Genomic DNA, 15,420 nt, shown 5'->3' with positions numbered 1-15,420 from the left:
ACGCACCAACAAAAAGCCCCGCATTGATTGCGGGGCTTTTTTATTTCGATGTATTAATCTGCAGCAATTACAAATCAATAGCTACAGATCAATACCTATCAAGCAGTAAAGTACAATTCAATCTCAACGTTTTCTGCTGAGTATTGAATTTGTGCCAACAACACAGCATCAAGGAAGTTGGCAAAGCGGCGCAACACAATCGAATTTGCCAAAGCCGGGCCCATTTCCGAACGGAACTCAGTCACGTACTGCAAGGCACCCACGTGATTCGCTTCTAATTCATCTTCATGATCGCTGATGATGCTTTTTACTTTCTTGCGGATTTCCTTCACTTCTTTAAACAGTTCGCTCGAAATTTCGCACAATTCAGCAAACTGAATCGCCACATCAATCTTGCTGCCTGGCACAAAAAAGCGCGACAACGTTTTTGAAGATTTCAGCAGCAGCTCAAGCTCAAGCTCATCCACCGTCAAATCCATAGGGAAATACTCAGCAACCGCTTTGAGCGCTTGGCGGATCCCATCAGAAGATTGCAAAGCCTCAGGCAAACGATTACTTGCACGAGCGCCGACGTTATAACGAACAGTCATTTCATTCTCCAATCATCAATTGCAGGGAAGTTTATCCCAACAGTGTGACGCTGCTTTTAATAAGCATCAAGCAAGAAGCATAAACAATCGCAAAATCACGACGCCCCCCGCCGCCAAGCAGGCAAAAACAAGAAAATCCCAAAAATTCCCAGCCAAACACTAGACAACCGGAAACAGTCTAGTTAGAATGCGCTTCCTCACTGAAATAGCAATGTTTCAGTATGTAGTGCGCGATTGGTGGAATTGGTAGACACGCAGCGTTGAGGTCGCTGTGCCCTTACAGGCGTGCGAGTTCGAGTCTCGTGTTGCGCACCATTAGGTTGTTTTAAGCAGTCCAAGAAAGTCCTTAAACCCGCATAAAGCCTAGCTTTGCGGGTTTTTTGTTGTCTGTAACATCCAACAAGATCCCAAGACAGCCAGGTACAAACCTGTCCCCAAACCTGTCCCCGTACTACAATGGGGGCAGGACATAGTAACGGGGGCAATTCCATGCCAAGAGCAAAAAGCGAAAGCGCCGAAAAGCCACGCAATCTTTTGACTCTGCTAGAAATAAAAAATGCCAAATTACCCGAAGGCAAAGCAGAGACCACTCTAAATGATGGCGGTGGTTTGTATCTTGTTGTTGCAACAAACCGCAAACGTTGGATGTACCGCTACGGATTACACGGCAAGATGCACAGACAATGGCTTGGTGAGTTTCCCAAGGTTTCACTTGCCCAAGCTCGAAAACTACGCAATGACGCCCTCAACTTAGTCGAAGAAGGCAAAAACCCGCGTATAGAAAAACAAGTTGCGAAAATTGCCGCCCAATATTCAATGGCCAATACTTTTGAAGCCATTGCGCTGGAGTGGCACGCAAAAGAGCTTGAAAGTGGCTCATGGATACCAAGTCATGCAGAACGCATCCTGAAGCGTTTAAAAGCGGATATTTTCCCAATCATAGGCATGCGCGCCATTGAAAGCCTAGAAACCCGTGACCTCCTCTACCCGCTGACTCTGGTTACTCAACGTGGGACGTTCAACCTAGCTAAAGCCTACCGACAATACATTACCGTGATCATGCGATTTGCAGTGCAGACAGGCAGAATCAAAACTAACCCTGCACTTGTTGACGCCGACCGAAAATTGACCCACTACAGCTAGTTATACCGATCCAAAATTGACCCAGGTGCTCTACTTATTCTGCTTAATTCTTGAGCAGAGGATAAAAGGTGATCACCATGGAAATGATTGGCAAAATCCGCAGGATGTATTTTCGCGATAATCTATCGCTGCACGAAATCACCAAGCGCACCGGTCTGGCGCGCAACACCATCCGGACTTGGATTCGTAAGCCAACCTCGAAGTCTGAACCGCAATATATCCGGCAGCATAAGCCCGGCAAACTCACTCCATTTCACGCCACTTTAGAACGTGCGCTCACTGCCGATTCATTCCGTGCCAAACAGAATCGTCGCACCGCCAAAGCGTTGTTCGAGCAGATCCAAGCTGAGGGCTATTCGGGGGGTTATAGCGGCGTCACCGATTTCGTTCGTGCTTGGCGTGGCAAAGCTGGTAAAGCCCCGCAAGGCTTTGTGCCCTTGCAGTTTGCTTTGGGTGAAGCCTTTCAATTTGATTGGAGCGAAGAGAATCTCCTTATCGGTGGCATTTATCGCCGCATTCAAGTTTCCCATATGAAGTTGTGTGCCAGTCGCGCTTTCTGGCTGGTCGCTTATCCCAGCCAAGGTCATGAAATGTTATTTGATGCGCATGCCCGCTCCTTTGTCGCTCTAGGTGGCGTGCCACGACGCGGCATTTACGACAATATGAAGACCGCTGTTGATAAGGTACTCAAGGGCAAAGGGCGTATTGTGAATGCCCGTTTCTCTGTGATGTGCGCGCACTACTTGTTTGATCCCGACTTCTGCAATGTCGCCTCTGGTTGGGAAAAAGGCGTCGTTGAAAAGAATGTGCAAGATAGTCGGCGACGCATTTGGCTTGAAGCGCAAAGCATTAAATTCAGTCACTTTGAAGCGCTGAATGCCTGGCTGGCCGAACGTTGTCGTGCCTTGTGGGACGAACTCAAACATCCTGAGTTCAAAGGGTTAAGCATTGCTGAAATGTTGGAGCAAGAGCGACTGGCAATGATGCCGATGCCGACCCCGTTTGATGGTTACGTTGAGCATCTGGCTCGAGTTTCCAGTACGTGTTTGATCAGCGTAGCGTGCAATCGATATTCAGTTCCTTGTGAATGGGCGCGTCAGCGCGTAAGTGTTCGGTTGTACTCAACACAAGTGGCGATTGTGGTGAACGATGAAATCGTGGCTTGCCATCATCGTCTGCCGGCAAAACATCAGGTCAGTTTCGATTGGCAGCATTACATTCCACTGATCAGTCGCAAGCCTGGTGCATTACGCAATGGTGCGCCATTTACAGAGATGCCAACGGCGTTGTTGCGGCTGAAACAAGGATTGTTAAGGCGCAACGGTGGTGACAAAGTAATGGCACAAGTGTTGGCCACCGTTCCGGTGGCCGGATTGGATGCCGTGCTCGTTGCAGTTGAGTTGGTCTTAGAATCAGGAGTCATCAGCATTGAACACATTCTGAATGTGGTCGCGCGCTTGAATGATCCACCTGCTACAGCCAGTGCCGAAACTGCTTTGCAGTTAGGGGATGCACCGCAAGCGAATACGGAGCGCTATGACCGTCTGCGTGAAGCTTCCGAGCCTACCGCTGCGAGTGAGGGAGCCAATCATGCGTGACATTACCGCGGAACTCAAAGCCTTGCGCTTGCACGGTATGGCGGGCGCTTGGGTTGATTTAAAAGCTCAAAGTGGTTTGGCTATAGATACCTCGGGCTGGCTGATTGAACATTTACTCCAAGCAGAAAACACCGACCGTGGTCTGCGTTCGATTCATCATCAAATGGCTGCGGCTAGATTCCCTGTACATCGAGACTTGGCGGGTTTCGACTTTAGTGTGTCGAAAGTGGATCAAGCCCTCGTTGGGCAACTGGCGACGCTGGCTTTTACGGAAACCGCACAAAACGCCGTGTTGATTGGTGGTCCGGGCACTGGAAAAACACATCTGGCCACTGCGATGGGGATTGGGGGGATTACACGGCATGGCAAGCGGGTGCGTTTTTACTCAACGGTTGATCTGGTCAATCTACTGGAAAAAGAAAATCGAGAAGGTAAAGCTGGGCGAACCGCACTGGCGCTAATGCGAGTGGATGTGGTGATTCTGGATGAACTGGGCTACTTGCCCTTCAGCCAAGCCGGTGGCGCATTGCTGTTTCACTTGCTGTCGAAGCTGTACGAACACACCAGCGTGATCATCACGACCAATCTGAACTTCTCGGAATGGTCGAGTGTCTTTGGTGATGCCAAGATGACAACGGCGCTATTGGATCGACTCACCCATCATTGTCATATTGTTGAAACAGGGAATGATTCCTATCGTTTCCAGCACAGCAGTATGGCGGCGAAATCGAAGATCAAACAGCGGGAGCAAAGTAAGAAAGATGAACTGAGTAGGGAAGCGGAACCGTTCTAAGTTGAAAATGAAGGTGTAAAAATAGCGGGCGAACTGCCCGCTAATTGCTAGACTTACCCACAGTTGCTCCGTTAAAAAGCAACGCTCAGCCCTGGGTCAAAATTCGATCGGCAGGGTGGGTCAAATTTCAATCGGCGCGAACACTTGTATGGTTGGCGGTATTTTTGTGCCACAACTAAAAAGCAATAAAAACGCACAAATCTTATTTATAGATCCAGAGCCAGATGCTGATTTAATAAAAATATTGAGCTTTCCAGAAGAAGTGGTTGCTTCAGCAGTACGTAGACAATCTCTAGCCAAAAGCTTAGCAATGTCAGGGCTTTCAATCACTGCGACGGGCTTAAACAACGAAAGAACCAATGAAAAAGATTTGAATTTAATTAGAAATATAGAAAAAGGTGAATTAACACTTAACCAATTTAAAGAAAGTGAAGCTGGATGGAAAAAATCAATTCAAATTCAAGCAGTAAATGATGAATTTGAGAAATCAAGAATCTACACCACAGAACTTACAATTGAAATCCCAAGAGAATTAACAAAAGCCCTTCAAGAATCCTTCAACCAAGCAGGGAATTTAGAAGTTGAATTCTTAAACAATTGGTTACAAAGCCGTATTTTAGCAAACCGCTCATACAAAGAACAAATCGTACAAAATGAAACAATAGAAAAGCCAAGCGAAAAAGATTACGAAGAAAGATCAAACCAAGAGAAAAAACCAACAATATTTAAAAATCCAGATGACTTTAAACTGATAAAAACAAATGAAGAAGAAAAAAAATCAAGCTCATTAGTAACACCTGCCGGAATTTCATTCTCAATAACAATCAATGAAGTATAAAACCTTAAAAATCCAGAAAAACACTCTTAATTTTTAAATAAAATCAACAACAGCCAAACAAAAAAAGGCATTAAATAATATATTAACTCAAGAGGAAAACCTAATAGATATAGCTAAATTTTATAGAAACTTCAGAGCGTGCTATTCCACGATTCTTAATATCTTGCGTGCCTTTGCCTCTGTGCAGGATATGGGGCAACATTTAATTCTTCGTGAGAAGTTAGGTGTACCACAGAGCGCCGGTGATGTATTTACCCTGCTCGCCACAGCTAAATGGATCGATACAGAGTTGGCTACTAGTTTGCAGAAAATGGTGGGGTTTAGAAATATCGCAGTCCATGACTATCAAACCTTACTATTTAAGGATCAGTCACCTTCTGTCTGAATTACCGCTACCATCGTTGTTTATATTTCATCGTTGTACATCAACTATCTGTACCTCAATCTCCGCATTCCGCTTCTGATATTTATCCAAAGTGCATTCTTGAGTAATGCATGTTTCACGCTCTTTCAGCCATAGGCGCTGTTCTTTTAATGCTTCCTTATATTTTTCAGTTGGAGCCAGTTCTTTGAGAATTTTCCAATTTTGATTCAGCTTATCGTCCTGAAGCTTAATTTCATTCTCCAGATTTACTGCGACGGATGTAGCTTCTACTTGGCAATTAGCGCTATCAGGCTTGCAATCTAAGTCTGTCTTATTATCATCATGATTTTGTATTATTTCTGTTTGGCTAATTTCATTAGCTGATGAAGCAGTATCTATCTTAGATACTGCATTCTCAACTGAAATTTGCTCTTGGCTCTGCACCTCAGCAAATTCATTATTGACTTTTTCTAATTCCTCGCCTGTTTGACTAGTAGAAACTATTGCATAAAGTGCGCATATAGCTGCAATAAAAGTAACGACCAAAACAAAAACAATTCTTTGAGATGTTTTTTTTATTTTTTCATTAGCTTTAAGGTAGAAATCGGCACCATTTGAGCAACCTTCAACCGAAATGTACTTCCTAAACATTATAATTCCTTTTGTTAAGCAACAGCCTCACATGCCTCTATGATGTCATTCGATGAATAACTAAGTGAAGGTCTTTGCTTTATAACGCCAACAACTACAGGTTTCACATATGCATTTGCTAATGAGCGTCGATTGTCACTTGCGTAAAGTAGCTCTAGTGCTTTTTTAGTAAGCAACTTACCCATATTTTCCACTAGACAAGCAATTTCTTTTTCATTCAGAATAAATATTCGAACATGGTATTCCATTTGCTCTTGAATTATTGCTAACATTTTCACCCGGTCATCTTCAATCAATTCGCCAAGAATTTTATTTGAAATTGTTGCTGCAATCATCCCTCCAAGCATGCCTCCGGCAAAACGGCCGAACATGATACCCATAGGACCAAGCGATGCCCCTAATGCTCCTCCTGCCATTGAGCCAACTACACCTCCCGTAACACTTGAAGTTGTTACCGTTAAATTTTTAATAAATTGAGCATTTGAAATATGCCCTCTAGCCATCTTAATAAGATCTGGCCCTGTTGTAACAGCTATAACCGCAATAGAGGTAATAATCGTACCTCTTAAGGCTTTGTTGATTGCACCATGACCAGCAATCCCATTTGCATTGTGAGTCACGCCTAAGCCATCTTGTAATAAAGCCCTTGATGATGAAGACAAAGAACTTACATCAACTATCTTTAACATACCTTGTACAGCCGATACTCTATGTAACTGCTGGGCGGCAACATATACACAGATTGTTTTACCAAAAGTTTTTCCGGCCTGAATAGTGGCTATGCGTAAAGCCAATTTGCTGTCATTAGTTTGCATATATGAAACTAATGCAGTAATTCCAAAACTAATTCCACCAGCAATACTACCAACAATTACACCCTCTGAAATATCGTAGGTTATTGATTCGAACGTTCCAAAGCGAGTTATATTCTTTGCTTGATCATAAGTTAGATGCCCCGCACGGACATATTTCTCGGCATCTGCAGGATTAGAAACTCCAGGGACTTTGCCTTCTTGAATTTTCTTCGCCATTGTTTCAACAGCTTTGTCATATTGATCCTTAGGGACTTCAAGTATCATTGGCTCACCTGATGAATCAATATATCTATACAGACCATCACCTTTATTATCAAAAGCAGCTCCAACAGAACGGGCACCTGTATCGCAATATTTTGTCTGAAGACTCTGGCCATCTACAATTCTATCTGCCCCATTTTTTGCATTATCTCCACCTACGATTTTTGCATCTTTCATCATTAGGGTATCGATTTTATTATTTGCATTTTCCGCTGCAAAGCCATGCCCTTGCCCTCCTGTCGCAAATAATTTATGGTTGTTACTCCATGCTGCAGCCCCTTCCATCAGGGTAAAACTTACTGCAGCAGCATCAGAAAGAAACTCTTGCATTGGTTTATTTTTTATTTCAATGCATGCACTCTCGGTGTTCTCACATATATCAGAGCAAAACCATTCAGATCCACTTTCCACATTTGAACTATTTGATATATGAGCAATTCCGCATGATGTACATTTCTTAATTGCGTTATAATTTCTATAGGCAACAAAAAATTTACCCTCCTCAAAATCAAGAACGTCACCATGTGTTACGTAGCGGAAAATATAGTCTAAAGATTCTTCTTTTGAAGTGCCTAGATCTTTTTTGACCAGGTTAGCTAGCTCTAAGGGTGGTAATCTAGTACTACTTATCGATCGAACTCTTATCAGATTTTTAATATCAGAATTTAGTTTATTTGTTACAAACCATCTGTTGTTGTTAAGAGTTACTTCCGTATGACTACCCATATCTATGAATTTCTGTGCCACTAAATTGTAGACATTTGCAACATCAGATTGATCACCTGTATTGTTCTTAGTTAACTCTGCTACATGCCCCTGATAACAATGCTTTTCAGTAGTGCCAAACTCCTTAGCAACTAGTGTAATTAATGACGCGCGCTCGATCTCATCATTAATTTTCACCGCCATTAGAAAAACTCCAACAGCAAGTGAAATATAATCCAAGTAGTAATTCGTTGTGCCTGTCAACTTCAATACAAAAGCAATACCAATAATAAAAGCAGCAGAAAATACACCAATGTAAAATTCATCTATTGATTTATCAAAACCATCATTAAACCCAGTAAATATGCTCTCTTTAACAGTTCGCTGAAGATGGCAATACAATGCAACAATAAACAGCACCGACGATAAAAAGAAAAGAATTGACTCTGCAGCCAAAGATAATAAAGCACCAACAACAAAAGTAAGAAACAAAAAAACCAACCTTACCTTCATTACCTTAAGTATCTTATTTACAACAAACCCTGCAAAGTAAAAAGATCCAAATAAGACGCCCAAAATAACTTGGTATGTTTTCTTTACTAAAACGAAAATAATTATTGCAGCAATAACAAAAAGTATAAAATGAAACATGCTAAACCCTTAATAATCCAGCCATCCAAAGAAAAGCAATTAAAAATTTGTAATTTAAATTGTTTCACATCCAAAATTTACTTAACAAATACACAAATGTATTTTCTTGATTATGTACGACAAGATTGATAGCTCTATGATTTAGAGTTCTAAATGTGCATGCCACGGTATATAACAATATGCTTATACACTACACCTGCAAATACCTTCACGTCGAGTAAGGAATGTAGTCAAATAAAAATGTTGCCAAAATACGACAAATCCTGCTTTGTTATAATGGTCACCAAGTTCATAACAGAAGTTGCACCGCAGCAATCAACAGAGTAATGCTATTGCAAGTAAACAACAGATTAGAGCACTCAAAAAAAATAATAATTACAATTCAGTCAATTGCTTATCTATGTTTACAGCTTAGAAATCGGCTACCGAATCACGACATCGTGCAGTCATTAAGGCCAATGGTTTATTTGAACTCATTATTAAGAATATTCGAAGCAAATCAACCAACAAGCTTCAACGCTGGCACCTCGTGAATTGGGCTACTCTTAAATTCACTAGGCTCAACCCATTTACCATCTTCCAGCAGATCTAAATAATCTACCCACCATTCGAGCATGGGTTGCCGCTCGGCTAAAAGTGTTATGCGTTTCTAAGTTATATGCGGTTACCACATTTGTGGCCGGTATGTGATTCGATGGCATCCGAAGTAAACTGAAAAAATCAATTCCGCCTAGAACCGCTTATAATGGAACACTGCGATCACATACTCCTCTTGGATCCACACATGTCAGTAACCGTGCAAAATCCATCAATATCTTTGCCCTTGGCAAGTATCTTGGCGCAACTCCAAAGCACATATCCCAATTTGCTCGCTGTCTATTTATTTGGCAGTTTTGCCAAGGGCGAAGCTCACGCGCAAAGCGATGTTGATCTTGCTGTCTTGTTAGCAGGAAATAGTGAGCCTGTCGCTTTATGGGAAGTTGGGCAAGCCATTGCAACGGTAATCAATCGAGATGTCGATCTGATTGACTTGCGCCAAGCTTCAACAGTGATGCAATATCAAGTCATCACCCAAGGGCAACGATTGTGGGCGCGGGACTCGCAAGCAGCCATTTTCGAAAGTTTCATTTTGAGTGAAAAAACTAATCTAGACACGGCACGAGCCGGTGTACTCACCGATATTGGGCAACGAGGTAACGTATATGGCTGATGATGTTTTAATCAATAAAGCGGCGACGATTGAGCGTTGCGTGATGCGTGCTAGAGAGGAATATCATAAAGACGTAGCTAGCTTTGATACTGACTTCACTCGCCAAGATGCAGCAATCCTAAATATTCAACGCGCCTGTGAAGCAGCACTCGATATGGGGCAACATTTAATTCGCCGTGAGAAATTAGGCGTACCACAAAGCGCCCGTGATGTATTTACCTTACTTGCCACAGCTAAATGGATCGATGCAGAGTTGGCAACGAGTCTGCAAAAAATGGTGGGGTTTAGAAATATCGCAGTCCATGACTATCAGACCTTACAGCTCCCAATCACGATTGCAGTAATCACTCAACATCTTGAAGATTTTTTAATTTACAGCCAAACCTTACTATTAAAGGATCAGACACCTGCCCCCTAAACGGCATGTATTATGGTGTTAGCGCAGCAGCAAGGTACAAACCTGTCCCCATTCCTGTCCCCATTAGCCAAAAAATAAATTTCATATCTAATGAAAACAAGGCATACAGACCAAAAACCGAGTCCCGTGTTGCACAAAAAACATCAACCCCGACAAGCTTAGCTTCGCGGGGTTTTTTGTTGTCTTCGTTTTCTCAAACTCAAATCAAACCAATATCAATAAAGCATAAATAAACTGACTCTCACGTTATTTAGCTCGTCAATATACGATATATTGCTGTCCAACTATGTAAAACCCTGCGGGCAATCCGCAGACTATCGGACAGCGGCATGCGCCTTATACACACCTCGGACTGGCATCTCGGCCAGACACTCCATTCTTTCGAACGCGATTTTGAGCATCAGTGTTTTTTAGATTGGTTACTCGACACCTTGGTGGCTGAACAAGCCGATGCCTTGCTTATTCCCGGTGATATTTTCGACAATGCCAATCCATCGGCGGCTGCTCAAAAACAGTTTTACCGCTTTTTGCAGCAGGCCAAAACGCGCGTTCCGCATTTGAATATTGTCATCATCGCGGGCAATCATGATTCGCCCGGCCGGCTTGAAGCGCCTGCGCCGTTTTTAGAGGCGATGGACGCCTGTGTGATCGGCTTTGTTCCGCGCACCGCAGAGGGCGACGTTGATCTGAATCGCCTCATCGTGCCACTCAAAAACCGACACGGCGAAATTGCCGCTTGGTGCTTGGCGATTCCGTTTCTGCGCCCCGGCGATGTGCCACGACTTGTTGATCTACCCGAAGGCCGCGATCCATATATGGCGGGCATTACGTTGCTGTACCAACAAGCATTGCAGCATGCGCTGAGCCTTCGCCAACTAGGCCAGCCTATTATTGCACTCGGCCATTGCCATATGGTCGGCGGCGAAATATCGCAAGATTCCGAGCGGCCGATTGTCATCGGTGGCACGGAACCGCTGTCTGCAAGTATGTTTGACGCGAATATCGCCTATGCCGCGCTCGGCCATCTTCATCTAGCCCAAACCGTCGGTAAACAGGATCACATTCGATACTGCGGCAGCCCGATCCCGATGTCGTTTGCCGAAGTGGCCTATCCGCATCAAGTGCTGCGCATTGATCTCGATGGCGAAACCGCCAGCGAAATTACCCCGCTAGCAATTCCGCGCGCGGTGGAGCTGCTGCGAATTCCAGCAAAGCCAGCACCACTGGCCGCAGTGCTGAGCGAACTCACTGCTTTAGAATTTGCAGACGATTTAGCCCCACAGCAACACCCCTATTTAGAAGTACGGGTGCGGCTCGATGAGCCTGAGCCGGGATTACGCGCGCAAATCGAAGCCGCGCTCGAAGGCAAACCCGTACGCCTAGCCAAAATTGAAACCAGTTTCAGCGCAAGCAAAAATGCGCCAAGCGAAACGGAAGCCTTAGCCGAACTCGAACAATTGCAGCCCGACGCCATTTTTGCGCGGCTCTACCAGCAAAAATTTGCTGCCGACGCGCCGACCGAGCTGGTGGCCGCCTTTGCTGAGCTGATGCTGGATACGGAGGATGCGCAATGAAAATCCTCGCTATTCGCGGTAAAAATCTGGCTTCGCTGGCTGGTGATTTTGGTGTCGATTTTGAGCAAGAGCCGCTCAAATCAGCTGGGCTGTTTGCCATTAGCGGCCCAACGGGCGCGGGCAAAAGCACCCTGCTCGATGCGCTGTGCATGGCGCTGTATGAGAGCACGCCGCGCCTGCTGAAAGCCGGTGGCGGCAAAACGTTGCCCGATGGCACGGATCTGATCACGCACCAAGACGCGGCCAATCTCTTGCGCCGCGGTTGTGCTGAGGGTTTTGCCGAGGTTGATTTTGTCGGCAACGATGGCGCGACCTATCGATCGCGCTGGAGCGTACGCCGTGCGCGCGGCAGCATCAAAGGCAGCCTGCAAGCTAGCAAAATGACCTTACACCAGCTACCGGAATTGCAGCCGATTGGCGGCACCAATCGCGAGGTGAAAGCCGAAATCATCCAGCGTATTGGTCTGAGTTTTGAGCAATTCACCCGCGCCGTGTTGCTGGCGCAAAATGAGTTTTCCAGCTTTTTAAAAGCCGACGATAACGAGCGCGGCGAGCTACTCGAAACGCTGACCGGCAGCACGATTTATAGCGTGCTCTCGCAACGCGCTTTTGCCCGCGCCAAATTAGAGCTGCAAGCTTTGCAACGGATTAATGACCGCCTTGCCGATCAAAAACCGCTCGATAGTGAAACCCGCAAGGCGATTGATCTTGAAAGCCAAGCCGCGCAGCAGCAACTCGCGGCGCTGGATTTGCAGCTCGCGCAGCTCAGTAGCGCAATCCGCTGGCACCAAGACGCTGAAAAAATCACGCAAAGCGTGCATACCGCGCAGCTCAACAAACAAAATGCAGAACACATCCATGCAGAGGCCGCGCCCCGGCGCGAGCAACTGCAGCAACTCGATGCGGTGCAATCGGCCAGACCACTGATTGCCGAGCTAGATCGCAGCAGCGGCGCGGTAGCGCAAGCGCAGACAACGATTGCAGTGAGTCAAAGCCAGCTTGAATCGGCCAACGCCGCCAGCACCAGCAGTCAAACCGCGCTGCAACTCACACAAAGCCAATACACCGCTGCCGAACAAGCGCAAAGCGCCGCTGCGCCGCAGCTCGACGCAGCCAAAAAGCTCGATGCGAGTATCGAAGCACGCTTGCCTGCTCTAAATGTACTGCAAAGCAATCTAGACCAAGCCAAACTCACCCTTGCCGCCAGCACCCAAGAGCAAGCAAAAAAGCAGGCCGAACTCAGCAATGGGTATTTGCTTCTAGACAATACCAAGCAATGGCTAGAGTCAAATACCCACAGTAAAAATCTAGCCGAAAATTGGCCTGCGTATCAGGTATTACTCCAGCAAGCTGCGCAAGCACAGATCGCCGCCCAACAAGCTAGCCAAACGCAAATACAGTTGGCACAAGACACCCAAGCGCTCAGCGACAGCATTGCCAAGGCCAGCAGCGCACTAGCCAGCACTGAATTCGCCGCACAGGCTGCCGAGCAACATCGGCAAACCGCCAACGCGCAATTGGCCAGCATCGACATCAGCGCACTGCCCGCAGCTAAAACCCAATGCGCCAATCGGCGCGAAGATTTAACAAACGCCGAATCGCTGTTGCAGCGACTGAGTGAGCACACAAGGCAAGTCGCTAAACTCACTGCGCAGCAACAAGAAAATCAAACCAGTCGGCAACAATCTGAACACGGTTTGGCGCAAGCCAGCACACAACTGCCGATATTCGCTGCGGCGCTGATGCAAGCCGAGCGCGCCCTCAAGCTGGCCGAAGCCGCATGCAATCAGAATGTAGAAACACTGCGCGAAAGCTTGCAGCCGGATGCGCCCTGCCCGGTGTGTGGCGCATTGGATCACCCCTATGCCACTGAAAACCCGCAATTGCATACGCTACTGGTGGGGCTGCAAGCCGAAGTTGCCGATTGCCGCCAACAGCAGCAAACCGCGCTCAAGCAGCAAGCCACGCTCACCGCCGAGCTGAGCAATCTGCAGCGCACTGCACAATTGCTGGATGCTGAACTGAGCACCCTCAACACCAGCATCGCCGCATTGCGCAAGCAATGGGCGGCGCACCCGCTGCATACTGAAATCGCCAGCCTTGACGATGCCGCGCAAATCGCGGCCTGGTTCGCCGCACAAACAAGCGCACTGCAAACACAGATTGAGTCCATCAGCGCCAAAGAGCAGGCTTGGCAACAGGCTTTGCAAGTCAAAGAAACCGCGCAAACCCGCTACGAGCAAGCCAACCAAGCGCATCAAGCGCAAAAAGACCTTGTCCAAACCCAGCAAGCGGCGCTGGTGCAAATCAGCGCCCAGCTCGCTACGGCACAGGCCACGCAGCAGCAAGAAAGCCAGCGGGTTGAGCGCATGTTGGCGCAACTCGCGCCCGCGCTGCAGCACTTTCCCGATGGTCGTGATTGGGCCGATTTACAATTGAGCTGGGCCAATAATCCCGCAGCGATGCAGGCCGAGTGGCAGCAGATGGCGCAAACATGGTCGATGCAGCACAGCGCCTACCTCAAAGGCCAGCAAGACACCGAGCTACTCGCCCAAGCGCTGGCCGCTATACGCCAAGCGAATGACAAAGCCACGCTGGCGCAGCAACAACTCAGCGAGCAGCACCAAGCCGAACACGCCGCCATAGCGGCCCTAAGCACTGAGCGCTCGGGCTTATTTGCAGGGCAAGCCGTACACGCCGTTGAAGCGCAATTGGCGCAAACCTTGGCGCACGCCAAAGCAGCGCACCACCAAGCCCAGCAAGACTTTCAAGCCGCAACACAGCAAGCCACCCGCGCCCAAGAAGCCCTCACGCAGGCGCAAAATCAGCAAGCGCAAGCCGCAGCAGCCCAGCACACCGCCCAGCAGCAGCTCGATCACTGGCTCGGCTTGTCGCCGCAAAGATTGACCGAAGCCCGCTTGCGCGAATGGCTGGCGTTTGATGCCGCATGGTTAGCGCAAGAGCGCGCCGCCCTACTGGCGCTGGATGCTACGCTGGCGCAAGCCAACACCATCATGCAAGAACGCCTCAGCCAACAAACCGCGCATGCCGCACTACAGCCAGAGACAGCGAGCGAAGAGTTTGCGAGCGAACACAGCCCTGCGCCAAGCTTGGCAGAGCTAGAAACACAAGCCACGCAAATCAGCGCCGCGCAACAAACCGCTCAGACCGCCGCCACCGCGCTGCAATTGCAAATCGCCCAAGACGAAGCACGCCGCAGCACCGCCGCTGGCCTACTCACCGAGATCGCCGCGCAAGAAACCCAACAACGCCGCTGGGCGCAGCTCGGTGACTTAATCGGCTCAGCCGACGGCAAAAAATTCAGAAACTACGCACAGCAATACACGCTCGACGTACTGCTCGCCTACACCAACCGCCATTTACAGCAACTCTCGCGCCGCTACCGCTTGCAACGCATCAACGACACGCTGGCGATGATGGTGATCGACCAAGACATGGGCGATGAAGCGCGCTCGGTGCATTCGCTCTCCGGCGGCGAATCTTTCCTCGTCTCGCTGGCGCTGGCCTTGGGTCTGGCCTCACTGTCATCCAACCGCGTGCGCGTTGAATCGCTCTTCATCGACGAAGGCTTCGGCAGCCTCGACGCCGAAACGCTACGCGTCGCGATGGATGCACTGGATGGATTACAAGCGATGGGCCGAAAAGTCGGCGTGATATCGCACGTGCAGGAAATGACGGAACGAATTGCGACGAAGATTTTGGTCCAGAAGACGGCGGGTGGTAAGAGTTTGGTGGTGTATTAATTTAGTAAATAAATATTAAAACTACTTAATTAACAACAACCAATT

General features: G+C 47.4%; 12 protein-coding genes and 1 tRNA gene. 10 read left to right on the top strand and 3 right to left on the bottom strand.

The features are described from left to right. Positions 1-98 precede the first annotated feature (98 nt). Positions 99-590, bottom strand: a complete 492-nt coding sequence (locus K4H28_RS01505) for a hypothetical protein (protein ID WP_221006511.1) — start codon at positions 588-590, stop codon at positions 99-101. 228 nt (positions 591-818) lie between these two features. Here K4H28_RS01505 and K4H28_RS01500 point away from each other — a divergent pair. From K4H28_RS01500 to hepT (K4H28_RS01475), 6 genes are all read left to right on the top strand, one after another. Further along, positions 819-905: transfer RNA gene (locus K4H28_RS01500), tRNA-Leu, on the top strand. A 174-nt stretch (positions 906-1,079) separates the two neighbouring features. Continuing rightward, positions 1,080-1,733, top strand: a complete 654-nt coding sequence (locus K4H28_RS01495; RefSeq protein WP_221006510.1) for a tyrosine-type recombinase/integrase — start codon at positions 1,080-1,082, stop codon at positions 1,731-1,733. Between the two features lie 77 nt (positions 1,734-1,810). Next, positions 1,811-3,331: an IS21 family transposase gene (istA, locus tag K4H28_RS01490; RefSeq protein ID WP_221005442.1), complete on the top strand. Its 1,521-nt coding sequence runs from the start codon at positions 1,811-1,813 to the stop codon at positions 3,329-3,331. Then, positions 3,324-4,124: an IS21-like element helper ATPase IstB gene (gene istB, locus K4H28_RS01485; protein ID WP_221005441.1), complete on the top strand. Its 801-nt coding sequence runs from the start codon at positions 3,324-3,326 to the stop codon at positions 4,122-4,124. Before istA ends, istB begins: the two co-directional genes overlap by 8 nt. Before the next feature lie 148 nt (positions 4,125-4,272). Further along, a complete protein-coding gene (locus tag K4H28_RS01480) occupies positions 4,273-4,962 on the top strand; it encodes a hypothetical protein (protein ID WP_221006509.1) in 690 nt (229 codons plus the stop codon). 37 nt (positions 4,963-4,999) lie between these two features. After that, entirely contained in the window at positions 5,000-5,347 is a 348-nt protein-coding gene (gene hepT / locus K4H28_RS01475) for a type VII toxin-antitoxin system HepT family RNase toxin (protein WP_221007910.1), read from the top strand. Between the two features lie 27 nt (positions 5,348-5,374). Here hepT (K4H28_RS01475) and K4H28_RS01470 read toward each other — a convergent pair whose 3' ends face one another. Both K4H28_RS01470 and K4H28_RS01465 read right to left on the bottom strand, forming a co-directional pair. Continuing rightward, positions 5,375-5,977 carry a lysozyme inhibitor LprI family protein gene (locus tag K4H28_RS01470; protein WP_221006508.1) on the bottom strand — a complete coding sequence of 201 codons (603 nt, stop codon included), beginning with the start codon at positions 5,975-5,977 and terminating at the stop codon, positions 5,375-5,377. Between the two features lie 14 nt (positions 5,978-5,991). Further along, positions 5,992-8,409, bottom strand: coding sequence for a YeeR family protein (locus tag K4H28_RS01465; protein WP_221006507.1), 2,418 nt, complete (start codon positions 8,407-8,409; stop codon positions 5,992-5,994). Positions 8,410-9,193: 784 nt separating this feature from the next. Between K4H28_RS01465 and mntA the strand changes: the two genes are divergently transcribed. From mntA to K4H28_RS01445, 4 genes are all read left to right on the top strand, one after another. Then, a complete protein-coding gene (mntA, locus tag K4H28_RS01460; protein WP_221006505.1) occupies positions 9,194-9,619 on the top strand; it encodes a type VII toxin-antitoxin system MntA family adenylyltransferase antitoxin in 426 nt (141 codons plus the stop codon). Then, positions 9,612-10,037 (top strand): type VII toxin-antitoxin system HepT family RNase toxin, encoded by a 426-nt coding sequence (gene hepT / locus K4H28_RS01455; RefSeq protein ID WP_221006504.1) that lies wholly within the window; start codon positions 9,612-9,614, stop codon positions 10,035-10,037. The genes mntA and hepT (K4H28_RS01455) overlap by 8 nt, the downstream gene beginning before the upstream one ends. Positions 10,038-10,366: 329 nt before the next feature. Next, entirely contained in the window at positions 10,367-11,611 is a 1,245-nt protein-coding gene (locus K4H28_RS01450) for an exonuclease SbcCD subunit D C-terminal domain-containing protein (protein ID WP_221006503.1), read from the top strand. Continuing rightward, on the top strand, positions 11,608-15,375 hold the full coding sequence (locus K4H28_RS01445; protein WP_221006501.1) for an AAA family ATPase: 3,768 nt from the start codon (positions 11,608-11,610) through the stop codon (positions 15,373-15,375). Before K4H28_RS01450 ends, K4H28_RS01445 begins: the two co-directional genes overlap by 4 nt. The last annotated feature ends 45 nt before the right edge of the window (positions 15,376-15,420 follow it).

This window comes from Deefgea tanakiae, from assembly GCF_019665765.1.
GTDB classification, from domain to species: domain Bacteria; phylum Pseudomonadota; class Gammaproteobacteria; order Burkholderiales; family Chitinibacteraceae; genus Deefgea; species Deefgea tanakiae.
This window is presented reverse-complemented; position numbering and strand designations above follow the sequence as displayed.